Raw genomic sequence first — 24,480 nt, forward strand, 5'->3', positions numbered from 1 at the left:
GGCTCTCTTATACAGCGAATGCCCGTGACGGCTCCTGAGGCATCTCAGGCAATCGTCCTGAAGTGTAGAGCATGAGTCGTGCCAGTCCACGAGTAAAAGGTTAACTATATGATTTATATAGGAATTAACTTTTTATGAGCGAGAATTTATAACGGCCAGGTCCGGCAAACCGAATCGCGCAGGGGAATGCTGTTCGGAAAACCGAATGGTTGAACCGATATGAAAAAGCCCCTGGGCCTTGCGGCGCAGGGGCTTTTGTACGAGCAGTCTGTCAGGCCGCCTGGATCTTGCTGCGGTTATGCTCAACCTTGGACAGATAACGCCGCACATTGGCCTGTTCTTCCGGGGTGGTGAACAGGCCAAGCTTGGTACGGCGCCACAGCACGTCCTCGGGTTGGGTCGCCCATTCTTCGGCGCACAGGTAGTCGACTTCGCGGGTATACAGGCCGCCACCGAGGTGGTCGCCGAGGTCGGCCAGCGATTGCACGCCTTCGAGCAGGCGCCAGGTGCGGCTGCCGTAGGTGGTGGACCAGCGCCGTGCGATCTCGCTTGGCACCCAGTCGAACTGGGTACGGATGGCCGCAGCGAGGGCTTCCGGCGTGCTCATGTCTTCGCCGCCCGGCAGGCTGGCGGTGGCGGTCCAGCTTGGGCGCATCTGTGTGAAATAGGGCGCCAGGTGAGCCATCGCCGACTCGGCGAGTTTGCGGTAGGTGGTCAGTTTGCCGCCGAACACCGACAGGATCGGCGCCTCGCCAGCGCCGCCGGAGAGCGACAGGGTGTAGTCGCGGGTGATGGCCGACGGGTTGTCCGACTCATCGTTGCACAGCGGGCGCACGCCGGAGTAGGTGTGGACGATGTCGTCGCGGCTCAGTTGCTTCTTGACGTGAGCGTTGACCACCTTGAGCATGTAGTCGGTTTCACCTTCGGTGATCGCCACTTTCGCCGGATCGCCGGTGTATTCGCGGTCGGTGGTGCCGATGATAGTCAGGTGGTCCAGGTATGGAATCGTGAACACGATGCGCTGGTCTTCGTTCTGCAGGATGTGCGCGTGGGCGCCTTCGTACAGTTTCGGCACGATCAGGTGGCTGCCCTGGATCAGACGGATGCCGTAGGGCGAATCCAGCTTCAAGTCTTCCTTGATGAATTTGGCGACCCACGGCCCGGCGGCATTCACCAGCGCCTTGGCGCGGATCGAGAACAGGCTGCCGTCGGTGCGTTCCATGTTCATTTCCCACAGGCCCTTGCTGCGGTACGCGCTGACGCAACGGGTTTGGGTGTGGATGTGTGCGCCTTTTTCACGCGCGGCCATGGCGTTGAGCACCACCAGGCGGGCGTCATCGACCCAGCAGTCGGAATATTCGAAGCCTTTGGTGATTTCGCTTTTCAGCGGGCTGTCGGGGCCGAACTTGAGACTTTTCGAACCGGCGAGCTTTTCGCGCTTGCCCAAGTGGTCATACAGGAACAGGCCGGCGCGGATCATCCACGCCGGACGCAGGTGCGGGCGGTGCGGCAACACAAAGCGCATCTGCTTGACGATGTGCGGGGCTTTGGCCAGCAGGACTTCGCGTTCGGCCAGGGCTTCGCGCACCAGGCGGAATTCGTAATGTTCGAGGTAACGCAGGCCGCCGTGGATCAGCTTGCTGCTGGCGGAGGACGTGTGGCTGGCCAGGTCGTCCTTTTCGCAAAGGAATACCGACAACCCGCGCCCGGCTGCGTCTGCTGCAATGCCGACGCCATTGATCCCGCCACCGATTACGGCAACGTCATAGACTTCGGCAAGCGGTGGAGCAGGCAAGGTGGAAGGGTTCATCGGCTGGCCTCGCGATCTTTTCGTATTGGAAATCGAACATTAATGTTCATTTCCGAAAATGGTAGCTGATAAACGCGCCCACAGCCACCCGACTTCGATTGAAAAAACTCATCGAAGGGCGAGAAAAGGAAAATTTGTGAACATGTGCCTGGGGAAGGCTCAAGGAAATGGGGCTGGATCAATCGCTATCGGGGGCAAGCCCCCTCCCACATTTGAATGGGTTCACACATCAAAGTGTGGGAGGGGGCTTGCCCCCGATAGCATCAGTGCAGACGCTAGACGACTTCCAGCCGAACCTTATGCTGGTTCAACAACTGCACCAGCGCTGGCACCGGCTGCTGGTCAGTCACCAGGCAGTCCACCAGGCTGATCGGGCCCAAGCGAATCATGGCATTGCGCCCGAATTTGCTCGAGTCAGCCGCCAGGATCACCTTGCGTGCATTGGCGATGATCGCCTGGGAAACCCGCACTTCCTGGTAGTCGAAGTCGAGCAGGCTGCCGTCTTCATCGATACCGCTGATGCCGACCAGGGCGAAATCGACCTTGAACTGGTTGATAAAGTCGACGCTGGCCTGGCCCACCACGCCGCCGTCACGTCGCACACTCCCGCCAGTCAGCAGTACGTCGAAGTCGTCCTTGGCGCTGAGCATGGTGGCGACGTTGAGGTTGTTGGTGATGATTTTCAGGTGATTGTGGTTGAGCAACGCACGGGCGATGGATTCGGTGGTGGTGCCGATGTTGATGAACAGCGAGGCATGGTCGGGGATTTGTGCGGCGATCGCTTCGCCGATGCGCTGTTTCTCGTCGCGCATCTGGTCGGCCCGCATGGCGTATGCGGTGTTTTCGACGCTGGAATCATAGGCTGCGCCGCCGTGGTAGCGGCGCAACAGGTTGGCGTCCGCGAGCTGGTTGATATCGCGGCGGATGGTTTGCGGGGTGACAACGAACAACTGCGCCATTTCCTCGATACTGACGTAGCCGCGTTCGCGGACCAGTTCGAGGATTTGTTGCTGGCGGGGAGGCAGATTCATTGGGCGTCCTTTGGGCTGCCATACAAAAGTGGCCCATGATGACGCAGGAATCTGCTCCCTGCCAGTTACAACCCTAAGTGGTTCCGGTGAAGGGCTTATTCAGCGCCTTCGTGCGGTTCCCAATCACGGGTGCGGCTCACCGCTTTTTGCCAGCCGGCGTAGAGTTTCTCCTTGGCCGCTTCTTCGAGCTGGGGTTCGAATTCGCGCTCGATCACCGCTTTGCCGCGCAATTCCTCCAGGCTGCCCCAGAAGCCGCAGGCCAGGCCCGCCAGGTAGGCGGCGCCGAGTGCTGTGGTTTCGCGCATTTGCGGGCGTTCGACCTGGGTGCCGAGGATATCGGCCTGGAACTGCATCAGGAAGTTGTTGGCCACCGCGCCGCCGTCCACGCGCAGGGATTTAAGGCGTTCGCCGGAGTCCTGCTGCATCGCGTCCAATACGTCGCGCGTCTGGTAGGCAATCGACTCCAGAGCTGCACGAATAATGTGATCCACGCGCACGCCACGGGTCAGGCCGAACAACGCGCCACGGGCATACGGGTCCCAATACGGCGCGCCCAGGCCGGTGAACGCGGGCACCAGGTACACGCCGTTGCTGTCCTTGACCTTGCCGGCGAAGTATTCGGTGTCGTGGGCGTCGTTGATGATTTTCAGCTCGTCGCGCAGCCACTGTACGGTGGAGCCACCGTTGAACACGGCGCCTTCCAGGGCGTAGGCCACTTCGCCACGCGGGCCGCAGGCGATGGTGGTGAGCATGCCGTGCTTGGATTTCACCGCTTTGTCGCCGGTGTTCATCAGCAGGAAGCAACCGGTGCCATAGGTGTTCTTGGCTTGGCCCGGTTCCACGCACATCTGGCCGAACAGCGCGGCCTGCTGGTCACCGGCGATGCCGCCGATGGCAATGCCACTCTTGGTGCGGCCGTAGATTTCCGACGACGATTTCACTTCCGGCAGCATTTCCCGCGGCACATCGAGGATGTCCAGCATCTTCGCGTCCCACTCCAGGGTGTGGATGTTGAAGAGCATGGTGCGCGAGGCGTTGGTGTAGTCGGTGACGTGGGTCTTGCCGCCGGTGAATTTCCAGATCAGCCAGCTGTCGATGGTGCCGAACAGCAGCTCGCCGTTGCGCGCACGTTCGCGGCTGCCTTCGACGTTATCGAGAATCCACTTGAGCTTGGTGCCGGAGAAGTACGGGTCGGTGACCAGGCCGGTGGTATCGCTGATGTATTGCTCGTGGCCATCACGCTTGAGCTGCTGGCAGATCTCGGTGCTGCGGCGGCACTGCCAAACGATAGCGTTGTAGATCGGGCGGCCGGTGACTTTGTCCCAGACCACGGTGGTTTCGCGCTGGTTGGTGATGCCGATGGCGGCGACCTGGTCATGGTGCAGGCCGGCCTGGGCCAGGGCTTCGACCATTACCGCGCTCTGGGTCGCGAAGATTTCCATCGGGTCATGTTCGACCCAGCCCGCTTGCGGGTAATGCTGGGCGAATTCACGCTGGGCGGTGCAGACCACGTTGGCGTCACGATCGAAGATGATCGCCCGGGAACTGGTGGTGCCCTGATCGAGGGCAATGATGTAGTTCTTATTCTGAATGTCGGTCATGTCGATTGCCTTGGACGAGAAATAAGGAAGTGGGTAAACCGCCTGGGCCACGAAGGGGCAGGGTGGACCAGGCTGGCTATCAGGAAATACGGGTGTTGCCGTTGACGGCGCTGTCTTCGGTTTCGGCGACAGCGGGCGCGGCGCTTGGCAGGTGACGGGCAATCAGCCCGCGATACGCTGCAGCCCCCAGGCATGCACCGACAATCGGTGCGAAAATCGGCACCAGGAAGTAGGGAATATCACGCCCGCCAGTAAAGGCTATTTCACCCCAACCGGCGAAAAAGGTCATCAGCTTGGGCCCGAAATCCCGTGCCGGGTTCATCGCAAAGCCGGTCAGCGGGCCCATCGCGCTGCCAATCACCGCGATCAGCAAGCCGATCAGCAGCGGGGCCAACGGGCCGCGTGGCAGGCCGTTGTTATCGTCGGTCAGGGCCATGATCACGCCCATCAGGATCGCGGTGATGACCATTTCCACCAGGAAGGCCTGGGCCGTGCTCAGCAGTGCATGGGGATAAGTCGAGAATACCGAGGCCAATTCCAGGCTGGCCTGGGTGCCGCGCACCAGATGGTGGGTTTGTTCGTAATCGAAAAACAGGTTGCTGTAGAGCGTGTACACCAGGGCCGCGGAGCAGAAGGCGCCGGCGACTTGGGCGAGGATATAGAAGGGCAGTTTGCGCTTGTCGAAATCGGCAAAGAGACACAGGGCGATGCTGACCGCCGGGTTCAGATGTGCCCCGGAGATGCCCGCGCTCAGGTAGATCGCCATGCTCACGCCGATCCCCCAGATGATACTGATTTCCCATAAGCCAAAGCTGGCACCCGCGACCTTGAGCGCAGCGACACAACCGGTACCGAAGAAGATCAGAAGCGCAGTCCCCAGGAATTCGGCCATGCATTGGCTCGAAAGTGAAGGCTGTTGAAGTGCAGTTGTCATGGAAAACCTCAATTTGTTGTTCTTGTCTGGCGTCTGGCCTCAACGGGCCTTGCGCGATTTTCACCGTGTCGAGGATCCCCATCCCGGGCACGGTTTACTGCTGGAATGCTGCGGATGTATTCCTACAGTATTCGGAAACGAAAAAATATAGACAAGAATGACTGCTGTCAAAGGTCGAAAGTGAACTATCAGTCATTTTCGAACTATAGGTTTGATGAATAATCACGCTCGCCACAGTAAGTATTGCCATGAGTGAGGGGCGTACTAGAGCGTTTTGTGTGGGCTTGGCCTAGAATTGGCCATCCGTTTGCCACGCCTGGAGCGTCCATGACCCCTGCATTGGATTTGTTGAAAAAAGTTCGCGCCGAACATCGCATTCACAGTTATGAACACGATCCCAAAGCTGCATCGTATGGCCTGGAGGCCGCGGAAAAGTTGGGTCTGGACCCGGCGCAGGTGTTCAAGACCTTGCTGGCGAGCAGCGAGAAGGGTGAATTATTGGTGGCGGTGGTGCCGGTCGTCGGAAGTCTGGACTTGAAAGCCCTGGCGCACGCCGCCGGGGTGAAAAAAGTCGAGATGGCCGACCCGGCGGCGGCGCAGCGTTCCACTGGCTATCTGCTGGGTGGGATCAGCCCGCTGGGACAGAAAAAGCGTTTGCGCACCTTTATTGATATTACCGCGCAGCCGTTCCCGACGATTTTTGTCAGCGCCGGGAGACGGGGGCTGGAAGTGGAGTTGTCCGCAGCGGTTCTGGCCGAGCATACCCAGGCCACGTTCGCGCCGATCGGCCGGGCCTGAGCTCGAAGGCTGGAGCGGGGTTCTTCAGTTGGCCGGGCTGTAGCGCCGCACACCCGAATCGGTGTGCGGAATCTGCGCCGCCGTGCTGCCGGAAGCCCGGAACAGCACCAGGTGTTCGACGGCGACGCGGATCCCCACGTCTGCACCGACCTGATGGTCGGCGTGGCTGGGGAAGATCGACTCCAACTGGGCACCCGTCGGCAGTTGCAGGCGGTACAAGGTCGAGGCGCCGAGGAACGTCTTGCCGACGATCCGCGCTTTCAACGCGCTGTCCGGTGCGTAGACGATGTCGTCCGGGCGCAGCAATACATCCACGGCGCCACCTGACGGCCAGCTATACGCGCGGTTGCCGCGCAGGTCGCCGAGCTCGGTGCTGACCGATTCCGGCGTACACAATTGGCCACGGATGAAATAGCCCTGGCCGACAAAGCTTGCGACGTAGGGTGTGAGCGGTTCGTGATAGAGGTTGTAGGGCGTATCCCACTGCTCCAGGCGACCTTCCTTGAACACGCCGACGTGGTCACTCACGGCAAATGCTTCTTCCTGGTCATGGGTCACCAGGATCGCACTGGTGCCACGTGCCTTGAGAATCTCGCGCACCTCATGGCTGAGCTTGCGTCGCAGCTCGCCATCGAGGTTGGAGAAGGGTTCGTCGAGCAGCAACAATTGCGGCTCCGGCGCCAAGGCACGGGCGAGGGCCACGCGTTGTTGCTGACCACCGGACAGCTCGTGGGGAAAACGCTTGCCCAGGTTCTTCAGGTTGACCAGCTCCAGCAATTCGGCGACCACGCGGTCTTTCTGCGGGTGCTTGCGAATGCCAAAGGCGATGTTGTCGGCCACGCTCAGGTGGGGAAATAGCGCGTAGTCCTGGAACACCATGCCGATGCGACGTTTCTCCGGCGCCAGGGTGAACCCTGCACTGGAGATGACTTCGCCGGCCAGGCTGATTTCGCCTTCGTGTACCGGTTCGAACCCTGCGATCGCACGCAGGGTGGTGGTCTTGCCGCACCCCGAGGAGCCGAGCAGGCAACCGATGTCGCCGGCGTTGAGGTGCAGGTTGAGGTTCTGTACCACCCGCTGATCTTGATAGCCGCATGCCAGATTGCGCAGGTTCAGCAGTAATGGCTTGCTCATGCGTGGTGGTACGCTGGTTCGACCAGAAATTCGAGCAGGGCCTTTTGTGCATGCAGACGGTTTTCTGCCTGGTCCCAGGCGACCGAACGTGGGTCGTCGAGCAGATCGAGGCTGATTTCTTCGCCACGGTGGGCAGGCAGGCAGTGCATGAACAGCACGTCCGGCGCGGCCAGGTCGAGCAGGGCGCGGGTGACCTGGAACGGTGCAAACAGCTTCAGGCGCTTGGCGGTTTCGTCTTCCTGGCCCATGGAGGTCCAGACATCGGTGCTTACCAGGTGCGCGCCGACCACCGCGTCTTTTGGATCACGCAGGATCTGCACGCGACCATCGGCTTTGGCCAGGAATTCGGCGGACGGTTCGAAGCCTTCCGGGCAGGCGATGCGCAGGTGGAAGTCGAACTGGATCGCCGCTTCTATATAACTGTTGCACATGTTGTTGCCGTCGCCGATCCAGGCCACGGTCTTGCCCTGGATCGAGCCACGGTGCTCGAGGAAGGTTTGCATGTCGGCCAGCAACTGGCACGGGTGCAGGTCATCGGACAGGCCGTTGATTACAGGTACCCGGGAGTTCGCGGAAAATTCGGTCAGGGTGCTGTGGGCAAAGGTCCGGATCATCACCGCATCGAGCATGCGCGACATGACAATCGCGCAATCGCTGATTGGCTCGCCACGGCCCAGTTGGGTGTCGCGCGGCGACAGGAAGATGGCCTGGCCACCCAACTGGATCATGCCGGCCTCGAAGGACAAGCGGGTGCGGGTCGACGATTTCTCGAAAATCATCCCGAGTACGCGGTTTTTCAAAGGCTCGAACAGTACGCCGCGGTTACGCAGGTCTTTAAGCTCAATGCCTCGACGGATCACGCTGACCAGCTCTTCGGGCGTGCAATCCATCAGGGAGAGAAAGTGCCTTGCGCTCATCATTAACTACCTTTTGCAACAGACCGCAGATACTCAAAGCCTTGTTTATTGTGAAAACGGGCGAGACCTGCGGCGAAAGCCGCACGGGGCGACGAAATAGGGGAAGGCGCGATCTTATAATTAAATGTCGCGTCTTACCAATAGGGCTACGGTGTTTAGGGGTGTTCAGACAGGCGCGAGAGCGCTTTTGAAGACGATTTCCTGACAGCAGCAGGTCATTTGTACACTGGCCCTGCGACCTTTTGCAATCCGCGAGGGCGGGGCCAGGCCAGGCTGCGTCGGTTTCAGGGGCACTTCGGCAGGTTTTGAAACATTTTCTCACGCTTGCCCATGGCCTGGCCTGATGCCCTTCGATTCACGCGACGAACGTTGCTGGTGCCCGCCGCAGTCGCGGCCCATAGTCAGGCCAAAGCCTTGATAAAGAGACTGGCCATGACCAAGACTCTCCACCACCGTGCCTGCCATCTGTGCGAAGCCATCTGTGGCCTGACCCTGGAAACCACCCAAGCCGAAGACGGCAGCCTGGCGATCACGTCGATCAAGGGCGACCCACTGGACACCTTCAGTCGCGGGCATATCTGCCCCAAGGCAGTGGCGCTGCAGGATATCCAGAATGACCCGGACCGCCTGCACCAACCCATGTTGCGGGTGGGTAGCGAATGGCAACCGATTGCGTGGGAAGACGCCTTCGCGCTGGTGGCCGAAAAACTGGCGGGCATCCAGGCTCGCTACGGACAGAATTCAGTGGCGGTGTACCAGGGCAATCCCAGCGTGCATAACTACGGGCTGATGACCCACAGCAATTACTTCCTTGGCCTGCTCAAAACACGCAACCGGTTTTCCGCGACGTCGGTCGACCAGTTGCCTCATCACCTCAGCAGCCACCTGATGTACGGCCATGGCCTGTTGTTGCCGATTCCGGATATCGACCACACCGACTTCATGCTGATCCTCGGCGGCAACCCGCTGGCGTCCAACGGCAGCATCATGACCGTGCCCGACGTGGAGAAGCGCCTCAAGGCCATCCAGGCCCGGGGCGGCAAAGTGGTGGTGGTCGACCCGCGGCGCAGCGAGACGGCGGCGATTGCCGATCAGCACCTGTTTGTACGGCCCGGTGGCGACGCCGCGTTGCTGTTCGGACTGCTCAACACGTTGTTTGCCGAAAACCTGACCCGTGCCAGTCACTTGCCAGTCGACGGCCTGGACGACGTGCGCCGCGCAATCGCCGGGTTTACCGCTGAGGCCATGAGCCGCCAGTGCGCGCTGCCTGCCGAGCAGATCCGCCAGTTGGCGCGGGATTTTGCCGCGGCGGACAGGGCCGTGTGTTACGGGCGCATGGGCGTTTCGACCCAGGCATTCGGCACGCTGTGCCATTGGCTGGTGCAATTGATCAATCTGGTCACCGGTAACCTGGATCGTCCAGGCGGCGCCTTGTGTACCACGCCAGCGGTGGACCTGGTGGCCTCCACCTCCGGCGGGCATTTCAATCGTTGGCAGAGCCGTGTGTCGGGGCGTCCGGAGTACGGTGGCGAGTTGCCGGTGTCGGCGTTGGCGGAAGAAATGCTCACCGAAGGTGAAGGACAGATCCGCGCCCTGGTCACCGTGGCCGGCAATCCGGTGCTATCGACGCCGAATGGTCGCCAGTTGGAGCAGGCCCTGGATGGGCTGGAATTCATGGTCAGCGTCGATCTCTACATCAACGAGACGACGCGTTATGCCGACCTGATCCTGCCGTCCACCTCGGCGCTGGAAAACGATCACTACGACACCACCTTCAATATGTTCGCGGTGCGCAATGTCAGCCGTTTCAATCGTGCGATCCTGCCCAAGCCTGACGGCGCGCTGCACGACTGGGAGATCTTCGTCGGCCTGGCCAAGGCGTTTGCCGCGCACACCGGGGTTGCGCTCAAGCCGACCCTGCCACCGGCGCAGATGATCGACTTCGGCCTGCGCGCCGGCGTGTATGGCGATGCTTCCAGCCACCAATTGTCGGTGGCAATGCTCGCCGAACACCCCCACGGCGTGGACCTGGGCCCCCTGACGCCCAACCTCGCCGCGCGCCTGAAAACTGCGAATGGCCGGGTACAGGCCGCGCCGGCCGTGATTCTGGCGGACCTCGCGCGCTTCACGGCGCAACCGCTGCCACCGGCCGACGAATTGCTGTTGATCGGCCGCCGCCATGTGCGCAGCAACAATTCCTGGATGCATAACTATCACCGCCTGGTGAAGGGCAAGCCCCGGCACCAACTGCTCATGCATCCGGAGGATCTGGCCCGCCGCCAATTGAGCGACGGGCAGCGGGTGAAGGTCAGTTCGCGCATCGGCATGATCGAGGTCGAGGTCGCGGCCAGCCTGGACATGATGCCAGGCGTGGTCAGCCTGCCGCATGGTTGGGGCCACGGGCGTCCGGGCGTGCAGATGACGATCGCCAGCCGTCAGCCGGGTGCCAGCGCGAACGACCTGACCGACGAGCGGCAGTTGGATGAGTTATCGGGCAATGCCGCGCTGAACGGCGTGCCGGTCCACGTAGCTGCGGCATAAGGTCTCCGAGCACCACGCTGGGATTTTGCGTTACAATGCGCCACCGTGCCGACCTGTGAGTCGCAAAGTTCCAGCCGAGGTGTTCCATGGATATCATCGAAACGATCAAAGAGCAGATTGCCAACAACACCATTCTGCTTTACATGAAGGGCTCTCCCAATGCCCCGCAGTGCGGCTTCTCCGCGAAAGCGTCCCAAGCCATCATGAAATGTGGCGAGAAATTCGCTTATGTGGATATCCTTCAAAACCCGGAAATTCGCGCGAACCTGCCGAAGTACGCTAACTGGCCGACTTTCCCGCAACTGTGGGTAGCCGGTGAGCTGGTCGGCGGCAGCGACATCATCAGTGAAATGTTCGAGAACGGTGAGTTGCAGACGTTGGTCAAAGACGCAGCGGTAAAAGCGGCAGCCCAGACTGAAGCTTGATTGGCCTGCAACAAAAAGCCCCGCTTCTCATACGAGAGCGGGGCTTTTTTGTACTTCATCTGTAGGAGCGAGCTTGCTCGCGAAGAACGTCAACGATAACGCGGGCCCCCTGATGGAATGCGGGGCCCTTGAGTTTTTCGCGAGCAAACTCGCGCCTACCGTGAATAAGGGTTATTCACCCATCTGCGATTGCAGGTAGTTCTCCAGGCTGACCTTGTCGATCAGGCCCAGTTGGGTTTCCAGCCAGTCGATATGTTCTTCCTGGTCTTCCAGGATATCTTCCAGCAGTTCGCGGCTGCCGAAGTCCTTGGTCACTTCGCAGTGAGCGATGGCGGCCTTGAGCTCGCTGTGGCTCTTGCGTTCGAAGCCCAGGTCGCTGCTGATCATTTCGTGGGTGTGCTCGCCGATGTTCAGCTTGCCCAGGTCCTGTACGTTCGGCAGGCCTTCCAGGAACAGGATGCGCTTGATCAGGGCATCGGCGTCCTTCATGGCTTTGATCGATTCCTTGTACTCACGCTTGCCCAGCTTTTCCAGGCCCCAATCGTCATACATGCGCGCATGCAGAAAGTACTGATTGATCGCGACCAGTTCATTGCCAAGGATTTTGTTGAGTTGCTGGATGACTGAGATGTCGCCTTTCATGATTGGGGTCCTGCCCTTTATTCGCGGTATATAAGCAGGAGTCTGCGTGGCGAGCCCCTGAGTGTCAAACCTAAGTTATTGAATAATAAATGAAAATTAATCTGAATAAGAATGTTTATGTTCCGCGTCTTGGCCCTAACTAATTGAATTGCGGGCATAAAAAAGCCGGACACTAAGTCCGGCTCTTTAAAATACGTTGATTCAGGCGTGTGTAAATTCTGCTGAATAGGGCAGCGCGACCTGAGCTGTTTGCAGCTGCGTCAGGGTTTCCCGTACCACTTGCTTGGCGAGGCAAGCACATTTGCCACATTGGCTGGCAACGCCGGTCGTTTCACGCACTTCCTTGTAGCTGCAGCAACCTTCGTAGATTGCTTCGCGGATTTGTCCGTCGGTGACGCCAGTGCAGAGGCAGACATACATAAGGGAGAACCATCGCGGGTTTAAGGCTTAAGTGCGATGGATCTTAATGTTAACGAGAATGATTGTCAAAGTAGTTTTGCCGTGCTGGGCCGCGACTTTGCCTGTGCGCTGACGAACGGTTTTTTCAGTGTATGATGGTCGGTCTTCACGAAGCGTGACTGCGTCACAGGCTTGTCGCTTATGCGCGGCAGACTCAAGGCCGGTCCTTTTACTTCAATCGTCACCCCTGCATCAGGAGATATCCAATGAGCGTACTCGTCGGCAAACAAGCCCCGGATTTCGACGTACCTGCCGTTCTCGGCACTGGCGAAATCGTTGACAGCTTCAAGCTGTCTGAAGCCATCAAAGGCAAATACGGCCTGGTGTTCTTCTACCCGCTGGACTTCACTTTCGTCTGCCCTTCGGAGCTGATCGCTCTGGACCACCGCATGGACGATTTCAAGGCGCGTAACGTTGAAGTGGTCGCGGTTTCCATCGACTCCCATTTCACCCACAACGCCTGGCGCAACACTGCCATCAACGATGGCGGCATCGGCAAAGTCAAATACACCATGGCTGCCGACATGAAGCACGACATCGCCAAGGCCTACGACGTTGAGTCCGAAGGCGGCGTGGCGTTCCGTGGCGCGTTCCTGATCGATGACAAGGGCGTTGTGCGCTCGCAGATCATCAACGACCTGCCGCTGGGCCGTAACATGGAAGAGCTGATCCGTCTGGTCGACGCGCTGCAATTCCACGAAGAGCACGGCGAAGTCTGCCCTGCCAACTGGAAAAAAGGCGACAAAGGCATGAACGCTTCGCCAGAAGGCGTTGCAGCCTACCTGACCGAGAACGCCGGCAAGCTGTAAGCCACGTTTGCGGTAAAAAAAACCGGCCTGAGAAGGCCGGTTAATGAGATGGTCACCCCCAACACCCTGTGAGGGCTACGCTTTCACGGGGTGTTTTGTTTTCGGAGGCCATCATCATGAGCGAGTCAGCACTGATCGGTATCGATCTCGGCAAACATACTTTCCACCTGCACGGCCAGGATAAGTCGGGCCGCGAGGTGTTTCGCAGAAAATGCTCACGAGCGCAGATGATGCAGTTTTTCGGCAATGTGCCGAGCTGTGTCGTGGTGATGGAGGCCTGTGCAGGGTCGCATTTTGTCGCTCGCCAACTGATGGCGATGGGACACACGGCCAAGCTGATTTCCCCGCAGTTCGTTAAGCCCTTCGTCAAGGGCAACAAAAATGACTTCGTCGACGCTGAGGCGATCTGTGAAGCCGCTTCCCGCCCATCCATGCGCTTCGTTACGCCTAAAACCGAATCCCAGCAAACCCTGTCTGTGCTGCATCGGATGCGCGAATCGTTGGTGCATGACCGCACCAAAACGGCTAATCAGATGCACGGTTTTCTGTTGGAGTTTGGAATCAGCCTGCCCAAGGGATTGGCCATCATGAAGCGTTTGGCGAGCGTTGTGGCCGAGCACGACTTACCCGTTCGTCTGACGGTCTTATTGCAGCGCCTGCACGATCACTTCGTCTATCTGGATGAGCAAATCAAAGCGCTGGATAAAGAACTGGCGGGCCAACTGGCCAACGATGATCTGGGCAGTCGTTTGCTGAGCATGCCGTGTGTCGGCCCGATCACCGCCAGCCTGCTGGCTGTGGAGATGGGCGATGGTAAACAGTACCGATGCGGTCTCGACTTTGCCGCCTCCGTTGGCTTAGTGCCCAGGCAGTACAGCACGGGCGGCAAGGCCAATCTGCTGGGGATCAGCAAGCGGGGTGACAAGCATCTGCGACAACTGTTGGTGCAGTGTTCCAGGGTCTATATGCAGAGGCTGGATCACCAGAAAGGCGCTCTGGCTGACTGGGTTAAAACCTTGCTCAGTCGACGACATTCAAATGTCGTGGCCTGTGCCCTGGCTAACAAACTGGCGCGTATCGCTTGGGCGATAGCCGCTCGCCATACGCAATATGAAGCAGGGCCAGACGCTTTGAACGCCTGACCCTGCAGTTGTTGCAGTACCACGATTCACCCTTCAGGTTTTGCGATAGCTGAACAACAGATGATGTGAACGGCACACCGGCCTGGCGAAGATCCTGACATAAAAATCGGCTTCAGAAGCCGACCGGTTTTTAAGGATCGTCAGGCGCGACTCTCATCGTGGCGCTGGGGCATGCCCCAAACAGACGCCGGATAGATTTAAGCAAGCCAACCACACCACCCGTTAATCAGTATTGCAAAAATGGGGGTGACCATAGATTTTTATGTGTGGGATTCCACTTCAGTCGTTGAAGTCTTCCCAGCCGCCCATCTGTTTCCAACGGTTGACGATGCCGCAGAACAGCTCGGCGGTCTTTTCGGTGTCATAGCGCGCCGAGTGGGCTTCGCGACCGTCAAAGTCGATACCGGCGGCCTGGCAGGCTTTGGCCAATACGGTCTGGCCATAAGCCAGGCCGGCGAGCGTAGCGGTGTCGAAGCTGGAGAACGGGTGGAACGGGTTGCGCTTCATGTCCAGCCGCGCCACGGCGGCATTCAGGAAGCCCAGGTCGAAGCTGCTGTTGTGCCCCACCAGGATCGCGCGTTTGCAGCCATTGGCCTTCAACGCCTTGCGCACGCCACGGAAGATATCGGTCAGCGCAGCTTCTTCACTCACCGCCATGCGCAGTGGGTGATCGAGCTTGATCCCGGTGAATTCCAGGGCCGCGGCTTCGATATTGGCGCCTTCGAACGGCTCGACGCGGAAGAAGTGGGTGTGTTCCGCGAACACAAAACCCTGTTCGTCCATGCCGATGGTGGTCGCGGCGATTTCCAGCAGCGCGTCGGTGGCGCAGTTGAAGCCACCGGTTTCTACGTCGATGACGACCGGCAGATAGCCGCGAAACCGCTCGGCCATCGGGTGACGGGAACCGCCACCGCTGTGCTCGTGTTCGTCATCGTAATGGTCTTCACTCACTTGCTTTCCTCCAGCAGGCGCCAGCGCAGTGTTTCACCGGCGCGCAGCGGGATAACAGTCAGCTCGCCAAACGGCAGGCTGACGGGGGCAGTCCAGTCTTCACGGACCAGGGTGATGCGGTCGGTATTCGCCGGCAGCCCGTAGAAACGCGGGCCGTTGAGGCTGGCGAAGCCTTCGAGTTTGTCCAGGGCGTTGCGTTGGTCGAACGCTTCGGCGTACAGCTCGATCGCCGCATAGGCGGTGTAGCAACCGGCACAACCGCAGGCCGCTTCCTTGGCATGCTGGGCGTGGGGCGCCGAGTCGGTGCCGAGGAAGAACTTCGGGTTGCCGCTGGTCGCAGCGTCCAGCAGGGCCACCTGATGGGTGTTGCGCTTGAGAATCGGCAGGCAATAGAAGTGCGGCCGAATCCCGCCCACCAGCATGTGGTTGCGGTTGTAGAGCAGGTGATGGGCGGTGATGGTCGCGCCAACGTTGGCCGAGGCCTCGGTGACGAACTGCACCGCATCGGCCGTGGTGATGTGTTCGAACACCACCTTGAGGGTCGGAAACAGCTCGACCACCCGGCGCATATGCTCGTCGATGAAGATCTTCTCGCGATCGAACACGTCGACATCGCCGCGGGTGACTTCACCGTGGATCAACAGCGGCATGCCGACTTCGGCCATCGCTTCGATCGCCGGCAGGATCTTGTCGATGCTGGTCACGCCGGAGTCGGAGTTGGTGGTCGCGCCCGCCGGATACAGCTTGGCGGCGTGTACGAAACCGCTGGCCTTGGCCTCGCGGATTTCGTCGGGCTGGGTGCGGTCGGTCAGGTAGAGCACCATCAGCGGTTCGAAGCGGCTGCCGGCCGGCCGTACAGCGAGGATGCGCTGGCGATAGGCGTCGGCCTGCGCGGCATTACGCACCGGAGGTACCAGGTTAGGCATGATGATGGCGCGGCCAAACGTGCGCGCAACATCGGCCACGGTGTGGGGCAACGCAGCACCATCGCGAAGATGAATATGCCAGTCGTCGGGACGCAGCAGGGTCAGGCGGTCGGACATTGGGGATTCCAGGCGGGTCAATCTGGTGGGAATGCTACCGGAAAAGACTCTTGCAGGCACTCGCTATCAAGTTTTGCAGGATGCATCCGATAGCCTTTGGTATGCCTTAACGATGTATGACGCTTTGAAGTGTTGTAGAAACCAGTGGAGCCTCCCGTGCGCCAGCATTATCTAGCCCTGCTCAGTGTGTTCGCCAGCCTGCCTGCGATGGCCCTCACGTTCCAGACACGTCTGGAGAATATTGAGTGGAAGGTGGAGGGCGACAAATTCGAGTGCCGCTTGACCCAGCCGATCACCGATTTCGGCTCGGGTGAGTTCGTGCGCCGGGCCGGCGAGCAGGCGACATTCCGTCTGAAAGCCTTTAACGGCTTGCTCGGCGCAGGATCGGCGACCCTGCTGGCGGCGGCTGCGCCATGGCAACCGGGCCGTGGCGATATCAACCTCGGCGCCGTGCGTGCCGGCAGTGGCGAGGTCTTGTTCAACAGTTCCCAGGCCCAGGCCGGGCGCCTGTTCAATGGCCTGCTCGAGGGGCGCAGCCCGACCGTGCGGCATTACGGGCGTGAAGGCGGCTATTCGGAAATTCGTCTGTTGCCGGTGAAATTCAACAAAGCCTACAACGACTATCAACTGTGTACCGCCAAGCTGCTGCCGATGAATTACGATCAGGTCAAGCAGACCGAAGTCGGCTTCCCCGGTGGCGGTATCGAGCTGGACGCAGCGGCCAAGCGCAAGCTGGCGGTGATCGTCGAATTCATGAAGGCCGATCCGACGGTCAACCATATCGAATTGAACGGTCACTCCGACAACAGCGGCAATCGCCTGACCAATCGCGATGTCTCGCGCCGTCGCGCATTGGCGGTGATGGATTACTTCAAGGCCAACGGCGTGCCGGAATCGCAGATCACCATGCGTTTCCACGGCGAAAGCTACCCCTTGGCGCCCAATACCAACGCCGCCAACCGCGCGCGCAATCGGCGCGTCAATATCCAGCTCGAACGCGTGGCCGCCCCCGAGAAACCGGCGGCGCAAGCCAAGGGCCCGAGCAACCCCGCCGCTACGTCATAAGGTGCGACCATTGGTCGCCCGCTCGACATAATCTGTCGCTTTATCTTCATTTGCTGTCGCGCCCCTGTAATTTCGCGGTTTTGATCGGTAGAATCGTTGCCTTTCCGTAAAACCCCGTGGAGTGATGGCATGGCCGACGTAAACAAGGTCGTTCTCGCGTATTCCGGCGGCCTGGACACTTCGGTGATCCTCAAGTGGCTGCAGGATACTTATAACTGTGAAGTGGTGACCTTCACCGCTGACCTGGGTCAGGGCGAAGAGGTCGAACCTGCACGCGCCAAGGCGCAAGCCATGGGCGTCAAAGAGATCTACATTGACGACCTGCGCGAAGAGTTCGTCCGCGATTTCGTTTTCCCGATGTTTCGCGCCAACACCGTCTACGAAGGCGAGTACCTGCTGGGTACCTCCATCGCACGTCCGCTGATCGCCAAGCGCCTGATCGAAATCGCCAACGAAACCGGCGCTGACGCCATTTCCCATGGCGCCACCGGCAAAGGCAACGACCAGGTGCGTTTCGAACTGGGCGCCTATGCCCTCAAGCCGGGCGTGAAAGTGATTGCCCCTTGGCGTGAATGGGACTTGCTGTCCCGTGAAAAGCTGATGGATTACGCTGAAAAGCATGGCATCCCGATCGAGCGTCACGGCAAGAAGAAGTCCCCGTACTCAATGGACGCCAACCTGCTGCACATCTCCTATGAAGGCGGCGTGCTGGAAGACACCTGGACCGAGCACGAAGAAGACATGTGGCGTTGGACCGTCTCCCCGGAGAACGCTCCTGACAAGCCGCAGTACCTGGAACTGACCTACCGCAACGGCGACATCGTCGCGCTGGACGGCGTCGAGATGACCCCGGCCACCGTACTGGCGACCCTGAACCGTATCGGCGGCGAACACGGTATCGGCCGTCTCGACATCGTCGAGAACCGTTACGTGGGCATGAAGTCCCGTGGCTGCTACGAAACCCCAGGCGGCACCATCATGCTGCGCGCCCACCGCGCGATCGAGTCGATCACCCTGGACCGCGAAGTGGCTCACCTCAAAGACGAGTTGATGCCCAAGTACGCCAGCCTGATCTACACCGGCTACTGGTGGAGCCCTGAGCGTCTGATGCTGCAACAGATGATCGACGCTTCCCAGGCTCACGTGAACGGCGTTGTGCGCCTGAAGCTGTACAAGGGCAACGTGATCGTCACCGGTCGCAAGTCCGATGAGTCGCTGTTCGACGCCAACATCGCCACCTTCGAAGAAGATGGCGGCGCCTACAACCAGGCGGACGCAGCAGGCTTCATCAAGTTGAATGCACTGCGCATGCGTATTGCGGCCAACAAGGGTCGCAAGTTGTTCTGAGTGTTCCCGTCGAAATGAAAAGTGGCCCCTTGTTCAGGGGCCATTTTTTTTTGCCTGTAAAAAAGGCGCGGCGATCCTGATGTTTAAAGTTGTTTAGGTTTGTTTAAAGTCTATCGAGGTTCGTCGTTTCAGAAAGTTTGATGCCTGGCCCGCCGAGGAATGAATTATTTACACCTGAGTAGGAACTATGTCTTACAGAAAATTCACTCACAAAAGTGCGGCGTAGATGTAAGTCGCGGAAAGTTCTGTAGGAAATTTATGGTGTAAATAAATATGTTGAATGGAACTGAAATCATCAGGCTTTTTTTACCTGTCGGCCCATGCGGTCGCGACATGCAAGGGGCATTTCCTGAAACGGGTGTGCGCTGCGTTTACGGTTGCCCCCCTATTCACCGGATATTTCTCTCAAAATATGTGCGAGCCCGGAAAGGTCTGAAAGGCTCCATAAAACTCGAAACATCTGAGTTGGTGTTTTTTTGTAGGTTAATTCCTATCTCGTTGTGGGTTGGGTCTCTGCTTGCTGTTGCTTGGGGTGGAACGCTATGCCAACTAGGAAACGACTAGGCTATTGTGCTTGCTCTGAATAATTCGAACAGCGAAATTGGACTTTCTCATGAATAAAGTGCTGATCGTGGATGATCATCCCGTCATTCGTCTTGCTGTGCGCATGCTAATGGAGCGTCATGGTTATGAGGTCGTTGCCGAGACCGATAACGGTGTCGATGCGTTGCAACTTGCACGGGAACATATGCCGGACATTGTCATACTGGATATTGGAATTCCCAAACTCGATGGCCTGGAAGTTATCTGCCGGCTGTCGTCCACCAAACAGGCCACACCGTTCAAGGTGCTGGTCCTGACTTCCCAGGCGCCGGGTCATTTCTCCATGCGCTGCATGCAGGCGGGGGCGGCCGGGTACGTGTGCAAGCAGCAGGACCTGACGGAATTGCTGAGTGCCATCAAGGCGGTGCTGTCCGGCTACAGCTACTTTCCCAACCAGGCGCTGAATTCGGTGCGTTCCACCATGGGCAATGCCAGCGAGGCCGACATGGTCGAGCGCCTTTCGGGACGCGAGATGATGGTGTTGCAGCAACTGGCGCGCGGCAAAACCAACAAGGAGATCGCTGACGGCATGTTCCTCAGCAACAAAACCGTCAGCACCTATAAGACACGCTTGCTGCTCAAGCTCAATGCCCGCTCACTGGTCGATCTGATCGAGTTGGCTCAACGCAATGGCCTGGTCTAGAGGAGGGCGCCACCCCATGGCTGGATAGCCAGGTGAATCGGCAGAAAAAAGCCTCCGTGAGGGAGGCTTCCGGCCGTTCTCGGCTGATCAGAGGTCGAAATCGTAATCGGCCAGCTGTTTTTGCAAGCGTCGCTCTTCCAGAAGGTTGTCGATGGTGCGGCGTTTGCTTAGATTGGTCTTGGCCACCTCTACAGGTGCTTCCTGCCCATCGTCATCCGACTCGACAAGGTCATCGTCCACTTCCAGTTGTTCTTTGCCAGTGCTCATAACGTTAACTCCGGGCTAAGACTGCCGTTGGCGCTCCTTATAACGATATTCCATGAGCGGGTAAAAAAGATTTTTTCAATCGATAGATCGAAAAAACCTCTGATCCCTCAATCGTCCGACGTCTTGTCCTTGTATTCGCACAGGTCTTCGATGCGACAGCTGCCGCAGCGCGGCTTGCGGGCCTGGCAAACGTAGCGCCCGTGAAGGATCAGCCAGTGGTGCGAATCGAGCAGATACGGCTTGGGGACAAACTTCATCAGTTGTTTTTCCACTTCCACCACATTCTTGCCGCGGGCAATGCCGGTGCGGTTGCTCACCCGGAAAATGTGGGTGTCCACGGCCATGGTCAGTTGCCGGAACGCCGTATTGAGCACAACGTTTGCCGTTTTGCGGCCCACGCCTGGCAAAGCCTCCAGCGCTTCGCGGGTTTGCGGCACTTCACCGCCATGCCGCTCCAGCAGCAGGCGGCAGGTCTCGATGACATTTTTCGCCTTGCTGTTGTACAAGCCGATGGTCTTGATGTATTCGGACAAACCTTCCACGCCCAAGGCATGGATCGCTGCCGGCGTGTTCGCCACGGGATACAGTTTGGCCGTGGCCTTGTTAACGCCGACGTCTGTGGATTGGGCCGAGAGAATCACCGCAATCAGCAACTCAAACGGCGTGGAGTAGGCCAGTTCGGTTTTGGGTTCCGGATTGTCTTCGTGGAGCCTGCGGAAAATTTCCAGGCGTTTTGCGGCGTTCATGGGGCAGGCGATTCCTTGCTGGCGGTCAGCGTGATTGTGAAAAATGGGCCCAGGCTTGCAACCCAGCGAGCAATAACCCGAGCAGGATAAACCCGGCCGGCATCAATGTGGTGGCGGCACTGGCGCGTAACAACCCCATGACGAGCATGAGCGCGGCGAACAGGCCGACCAACCGTAGCTGCGCCTTGCGCTGGCCCGCCTCAAAGAAACCATGGTGTTCCAGGACAACGCATTGCACGCTGATCAGCGCGAGGTAGATGCCCAACTGCTGATACAGCGGCAGCGCAAATGCCTGCAACAGTAGCTGCACACAACTGACCAGTGTCGCGGCGACCATCAAGCTGGCACCCAGCCGCAGGGACGCGCTCAGGCGCGAGCGCACCGCGCGCATGACCAGGCCGTAGAGCGTCACGGTCAGCGCCGACAACGCCAGGAAACTCAGGGCTTTGGGCAGGGTGTCAGTCACCCCGAGCAACGGTGCCAGCAGCGCTGCATTGGCCAGGCCAACGGCTCTAGTCATGGGCGTCGGGCTCCAGCAGGGATGAGCGGTGCTCGTCGAAATAGCGCAAAGCGTCATGGGTGGCGCTGATCACCGCTCGAGAGGTGAGGGTGGCACCGGCTATTTGATCGACGGTCGAGTCTTGCATGTCCGTGCGCGAACGCCCCTTGAATGAAGCCAGCCAAGGGTTGCCGGGCTGGCTGATAAGCCCGCCCAGGCTTGGGGTTTCCGATTGCGCCAGGGTCTTGATGCCCAGCAGCTTGCCGTCGCGGTCAATGGCGATCAGCAGTTCGATCGGGCCGGCATAGCCGCTGGTGCTCAACCGCAGCAGCACCGCGCTGGGTTGGCCCGACAGGCTGACCCGATAGCCACCCAGCAGTTGGCTCTCCTCCAGCGGCTGTGCAGCGATCGGCAGCGGTTGCTCCAGCGGCTGATTGTCATAACGGTCGGCGGGTAGCAGGTCGAGCAACGCCTGGCGCTGCAGGGCCAGGGCCTGGCGCGCGGCGTGATCGGCGGTCAGGTGCTGAAGGGTCAGGATCAGCGTGCCGCCGCCGATAGCGATCAGCAACGCCAGCAGTACGCCTCTGCGCGACTTCATAGGCTGACCGCCGGCTGTTTCGCGGCCACCAGGCGTTCCAGCGCCGGCACGGCCAGGTTCATCAGCAGCACCGCAAAGGCTACACCGTCCGGGTAACCGCCCCACGTGCGAATCAGATACGTCAGCAGGCCCACGCCCACCCCGAACAGCAGCCGGGCCCTGGGGCTTTTTGGGCCGGAGACCGGCTCGGTGACGATAAAAAATGCGCCGAGAAGCGTGGCGCCCGTCAGCAGATGAAACAGCGGCGAGCCGTGGGAGTCGGAGCCCGAGCCATTCCAGCACAGCAGGCTGATCACAAACAGGCTACCCAACATGCCCAAGGGCGCGTGCCAACTGAATACCCGCTGGCGCAACAACCACAGCCCGCCGGCCAGAAACGCCAGGTTCACCCACTCGCTGCCCTTGCCGCCGACATGCCCGAATGCCGGGTTGCGCGCGAACAGTTCATCAATGGTCAGGCTTTTGTTCAGTCGCAGGGCGTCCAGTGCCGTGGCCTGGGCCCAGGCATCGGGCGCGTCGCGGTGCAGGCCGAATACCTGTTGTGCGCCGGCCAGCAGGTCCATGCCGTGGGTGGTCGGCCAGTGCGTCATGAGTTGCGGAAAGGCCACCAGCATCGACGCATACCCGACCATCGCCGGGTTGAAGGGGTTGCGCTGGCCGCCGTACAGGTGCTTGCCCAGCAGCAGCCCACTGGCCACGGCCGCCACGCACAGCCACCAGGGGCAATAGGGCGGCAGTGCCAGGGCGAGCAGGGTCGCGCTGACCAGGCTGCTCAGATCGCCGCCACGCGGCCCCCGCAGGCGTTGCACGCCCGCATCGACCAGCAGTGCGCAGCCCGTCGCCAGCAACAGATTGATCAACACGCCCCAACCGAACAGCCAGAACATCGCCAGCCCACCCGGCAGTGTCGCCAGCAACACCCGTTGCAGGGCCTGTTGAGGCTCAAGCGTGGCCATGGGCATCCACCTGGCGCTGTGCTGCGTCGAGATTGGCGTGTGCCTCGGCCAGTTGCTGTGGGTCGGCGTTCCGATCCTGGGCTTTCTTCAATTCGGCGCGCCGCATTGCCAGTTGGATTTTGGCGCGCTTGAGATCGGCGGTGTTGGCGGGGGCCGGCGTTGCAGGCGCGGGGTTCACCTCCAGAGCGGCCAATGCCTGCTCCGCGGCTTCGAACTGTTGTTGCAGCACGATCAGTTGCGACTGCTGTTCAAAGGTGGGCGGATGCCCGAATGCCTTCAAGGATTTATGCAACTGTGCACGGCTCATCGCCACGTTGATCTTGGCTTTCTTGATCGCGGCGTCCTGGGCTGCCTGCGCCGCATCGATCGGCACGGCGGCCAACGGCGCGGCCCGCTTGGCGCGGGCCAGGCGTTCGGCCTGCTTGTGTTCTTCTTCCCGTTGCAGGCGCGCGTTGCGTTGCTCAAAGCGTCGCCGTGCGCGGTCTCGCTTCAAGCCGCGCGCGCGGCGCTCGCGGTCGTTGGTCGCCAGGCCGCCGACAATCGGCAGTACCGCCACTAGCGGGCGCATCTCGATGCAATCGACCGGGCAGGGCGCGACGCATAGGTCGCAACCGGTGCATTCGTCGATGATCACGGTGTGCATCCATTTGGCCGCGCCGACAATCGCATCCACCGGGCAGGCCTGGATACATTTGGTACAGCCGATGCATTCGGCCTCACGGATGTAGGCAATCTGTGGTGGCGCTTCGCCGCGGCTGGTGTCCAGTGCCAGTACCGGCACGTTCAGCAACTGCGCGAGCGCGCCGATCGTTTCCTGCCCGCCGGGCGGGCATTTATTGATGGCTTCGCCTTGAGCGATCCCTTCGGCGTAGGGCTTGCAGCCCGGGTGCCCGCACTTGCCGCATTGGGTTTGCGGGAGCAGCGCGTCGATACGTTGAATCAGGCTCATGCTTTGATCATTGCGTTGAAACCCAGAAAAGCCACCGCCATCAGCCCGGCGCTGATCAGTTCGACCGGCAGGCCACGGAAGGGCAGCGGGATGTCGTTGTCGGCGATGCGCTGGCGCAAGTCGCTGAACAGGCTCAGCACCAGCCAGAAGCCGAGCCCAGCGCCCACGCTCAGTGCCGCCATGTGCGCCAGCCCCTCATCGTCTTCAATGCCCAGCAACACCACGCCCAGTACCCCGGCGTTGCCCAGCAGCAGCGGCCATAACCCTTCCGTCGGCAGCGTAGGGCGCAGGCGCATGAGCGCGCCGAGCACGGGGCGGATCAGCAGCGCGGTCAGCGGTAAAAACACCCACAGTCGCAGGGCAGTCAACCCCAACGGTTGCAGCGCGTAGTGATCCAGCAAATAGGCGAGCACGCCGCTCACTGCCATCAACACGGTGGTGGCAATCCCCAATGCATGCACCCGCGAGCGTGAATGCGCGGCCAATATCGGGTCGACGGCCAACGGCATCTGCAACACGAGGTTGTTGATCAGGGCGGCGCTGACAAGGGTGAGGAGCATATCGGTCATG

At 60.0% G+C, this 24,480-nt stretch carries 24 protein-coding genes and 1 pseudogene; 8 read left to right on the plus strand and 17 right to left on the minus strand.

Features of this window, described 5'->3' with window-relative positions:
- Window positions 1-271 precede the first annotated feature (271 nt).
- The 4 genes from glpD to RGV59_RS11655 form a co-directional block, all read right to left on the minus strand.
- Complete coding sequence (gene glpD, locus RGV59_RS11640) at window positions 272-1,810, minus strand: glycerol-3-phosphate dehydrogenase (RefSeq protein WP_126586127.1); 1,539 nt, start codon at window positions 1,808-1,810, stop codon at window positions 272-274.
- A gap of 275 nt (window positions 1,811-2,085) precedes the next feature.
- On the minus strand, window positions 2,086-2,841 hold the full coding sequence (locus RGV59_RS11645) for a DeoR/GlpR family transcriptional regulator (protein ID WP_017844613.1): 756 nt from the start codon (window positions 2,839-2,841) through the stop codon (window positions 2,086-2,088).
- Between the two features lie 95 nt (window positions 2,842-2,936).
- Window positions 2,937-4,442 carry a glycerol kinase GlpK gene (gene glpK / locus RGV59_RS11650; protein ID WP_017844614.1) on the minus strand — a complete coding sequence of 502 codons (1,506 nt, stop codon included), beginning with the start codon at window positions 4,440-4,442 and terminating at the stop codon, window positions 2,937-2,939.
- Window positions 4,443-4,521: 79 nt separating this feature from the next.
- Window positions 4,522-5,376: an MIP/aquaporin family protein gene (locus RGV59_RS11655; RefSeq protein WP_102617513.1), complete on the minus strand. Its 855-nt coding sequence runs from the start codon at window positions 5,374-5,376 to the stop codon at window positions 4,522-4,524.
- A 327-nt stretch (window positions 5,377-5,703) separates the two neighbouring features.
- Between RGV59_RS11655 and ybaK the strand changes: the two genes are divergently transcribed.
- The gene (gene ybaK / locus RGV59_RS11660) at window positions 5,704-6,174 is read left to right on the plus strand and encodes a Cys-tRNA(Pro) deacylase (protein ID WP_017844616.1); all 471 of its coding nucleotides are present in this window, start codon (window positions 5,704-5,706) and stop codon (window positions 6,172-6,174) included.
- Window positions 6,175-6,198: 24 nt separating this feature from the next.
- Here the strand turns inward: ybaK and RGV59_RS11665 are convergent, their stop codons facing one another.
- Together RGV59_RS11665 and argF are read right to left on the minus strand one after the other, a co-directional pair.
- Window positions 6,199-7,308, minus strand: coding sequence for an ABC transporter ATP-binding protein (locus tag RGV59_RS11665; RefSeq protein ID WP_017844617.1), 1,110 nt, complete (start codon window positions 7,306-7,308; stop codon window positions 6,199-6,201).
- Window positions 7,305-8,225, minus strand: coding sequence for an ornithine carbamoyltransferase (argF, locus tag RGV59_RS11670; protein ID WP_026139754.1), 921 nt, complete (start codon window positions 8,223-8,225; stop codon window positions 7,305-7,307). Before argF ends, RGV59_RS11665 begins: the two co-directional genes overlap by 4 nt.
- Before the next feature lie 432 nt (window positions 8,226-8,657).
- Here argF and RGV59_RS11675 point away from each other — a divergent pair, with 432 nt between their 5' ends.
- Together RGV59_RS11675 and grxD are read left to right on the plus strand one after the other, a co-directional pair.
- A complete protein-coding gene (locus RGV59_RS11675; RefSeq protein WP_126586125.1) occupies window positions 8,658-10,766 on the plus strand; it encodes a molybdopterin oxidoreductase family protein in 2,109 nt (702 codons plus the stop codon).
- 86 nt (window positions 10,767-10,852) lie between these two features.
- Window positions 10,853-11,191: a Grx4 family monothiol glutaredoxin gene (gene grxD, locus RGV59_RS11680; protein WP_017844620.1), complete on the plus strand. Its 339-nt coding sequence runs from the start codon at window positions 10,853-10,855 to the stop codon at window positions 11,189-11,191.
- Window positions 11,192-11,362: 171 nt separating this feature from the next.
- Here grxD and bfr read toward each other — a convergent pair whose 3' ends face one another.
- Together bfr and RGV59_RS11695 are read right to left on the minus strand one after the other, a co-directional pair.
- Entirely contained in the window at window positions 11,363-11,833 is a 471-nt protein-coding gene (gene bfr / locus RGV59_RS11690; protein WP_017844621.1) for a bacterioferritin, read from the minus strand.
- Between the two features lie 201 nt (window positions 11,834-12,034).
- Window positions 12,035-12,253, minus strand: coding sequence for a bacterioferritin-associated ferredoxin (locus tag RGV59_RS11695; protein ID WP_026139755.1), 219 nt, complete (start codon window positions 12,251-12,253; stop codon window positions 12,035-12,037).
- 245 nt (window positions 12,254-12,498) lie between these two features.
- On the opposite strand from RGV59_RS11695, the gene RGV59_RS11700 reads away from it, so the two are divergent.
- Entirely contained in the window at window positions 12,499-13,101 is a 603-nt protein-coding gene (locus RGV59_RS11700; protein ID WP_017844622.1) for a peroxiredoxin, read from the plus strand.
- A 116-nt stretch (window positions 13,102-13,217) separates the two neighbouring features.
- Entirely contained in the window at window positions 13,218-14,243 is a 1,026-nt protein-coding gene (locus RGV59_RS11705; RefSeq protein ID WP_102618991.1) for an IS110 family transposase, read from the plus strand.
- A gap of 279 nt (window positions 14,244-14,522) precedes the next feature.
- On the opposite strand, the gene rnt is transcribed toward RGV59_RS11705, so the two are convergent.
- Together rnt and pyrC are read right to left on the minus strand one after the other, a co-directional pair.
- Entirely contained in the window at window positions 14,523-15,194 is a 672-nt protein-coding gene (rnt, locus tag RGV59_RS11710) for a ribonuclease T (protein WP_017844623.1), read from the minus strand.
- Entirely contained in the window at window positions 15,191-16,237 is a 1,047-nt protein-coding gene (pyrC, locus tag RGV59_RS11715) for a dihydroorotase (protein ID WP_017844624.1), read from the minus strand. Before pyrC ends, rnt begins: the two co-directional genes overlap by 4 nt.
- Before the next feature lie 156 nt (window positions 16,238-16,393).
- Between pyrC and RGV59_RS11720 the strand changes: the two genes are divergently transcribed.
- From RGV59_RS11720 to RGV59_RS11730, 3 genes are all read left to right on the plus strand, one after another.
- Window positions 16,394-17,302, plus strand: coding sequence for a flagellar protein MotY (locus RGV59_RS11720; protein ID WP_017844625.1), 909 nt, complete (start codon window positions 16,394-16,396; stop codon window positions 17,300-17,302).
- A gap of 129 nt (window positions 17,303-17,431) precedes the next feature.
- The gene (locus RGV59_RS11725; RefSeq protein WP_017844626.1) at window positions 17,432-18,649 is read left to right on the plus strand and encodes an argininosuccinate synthase; all 1,218 of its coding nucleotides are present in this window, start codon (window positions 17,432-17,434) and stop codon (window positions 18,647-18,649) included.
- 613 nt (window positions 18,650-19,262) lie between these two features.
- Window positions 19,263-19,895, plus strand: a complete 633-nt coding sequence (locus RGV59_RS11730) for a response regulator transcription factor (protein WP_017844627.1) — start codon at window positions 19,263-19,265, stop codon at window positions 19,893-19,895.
- Between the two features lie 87 nt (window positions 19,896-19,982).
- Here RGV59_RS11730 and RGV59_RS11735 read toward each other — a convergent pair whose 3' ends face one another.
- From RGV59_RS11735 to RGV59_RS11765, 7 genes and pseudogenes are all read right to left on the minus strand, one after another.
- Entirely contained in the window at window positions 19,983-20,162 is a 180-nt protein-coding gene (locus tag RGV59_RS11735) for a PA3496 family putative envelope integrity protein (protein ID WP_017844628.1), read from the minus strand.
- 107 nt (window positions 20,163-20,269) lie between these two features.
- Window positions 20,270-20,908 carry an endonuclease III gene (gene nth, locus RGV59_RS11740; RefSeq protein ID WP_017844629.1) on the minus strand — a complete coding sequence of 213 codons (639 nt, stop codon included), beginning with the start codon at window positions 20,906-20,908 and terminating at the stop codon, window positions 20,270-20,272.
- A 25-nt stretch (window positions 20,909-20,933) separates the two neighbouring features.
- Window positions 20,934-21,428, minus strand: coding sequence for an Rnf-Nqr domain containing protein (locus RGV59_RS11745; RefSeq protein ID WP_017844630.1), 495 nt, complete (start codon window positions 21,426-21,428; stop codon window positions 20,934-20,936).
- Window positions 21,421-22,005 (minus strand): RnfABCDGE type electron transport complex subunit G, encoded by a 585-nt coding sequence (locus tag RGV59_RS11750; protein WP_126586123.1) that lies wholly within the window; start codon window positions 22,003-22,005, stop codon window positions 21,421-21,423. Before RGV59_RS11750 ends, RGV59_RS11745 begins: the two co-directional genes overlap by 8 nt.
- Complete coding sequence (locus tag RGV59_RS11755) at window positions 22,002-22,961, minus strand: RnfABCDGE type electron transport complex subunit D (protein ID WP_126586121.1); 960 nt, start codon at window positions 22,959-22,961, stop codon at window positions 22,002-22,004. Before RGV59_RS11755 ends, RGV59_RS11750 begins: the two co-directional genes overlap by 4 nt.
- Before the next feature lie 556 nt (window positions 22,962-23,517).
- A pseudogene (rsxB, locus tag RGV59_RS31695) lies at window positions 23,518-23,889 on the minus strand (electron transport complex subunit RsxB); the annotation flags it as partial.
- Window positions 23,890-23,906: 17 nt separating this feature from the next.
- The gene (locus tag RGV59_RS11765) at window positions 23,907-24,479 is read right to left on the minus strand and encodes an Rnf-Nqr domain containing protein (RefSeq protein WP_126586117.1); all 573 of its coding nucleotides are present in this window, start codon (window positions 24,477-24,479) and stop codon (window positions 23,907-23,909) included.
- Window position 24,480 lies beyond the last annotated feature (1 nt).

It is taken from the genome of Pseudomonas sp. FG1, assembly GCF_034313875.1.
GTDB classification, from domain to species: domain Bacteria; phylum Pseudomonadota; class Gammaproteobacteria; order Pseudomonadales; family Pseudomonadaceae; genus Aquipseudomonas; species Aquipseudomonas veronii.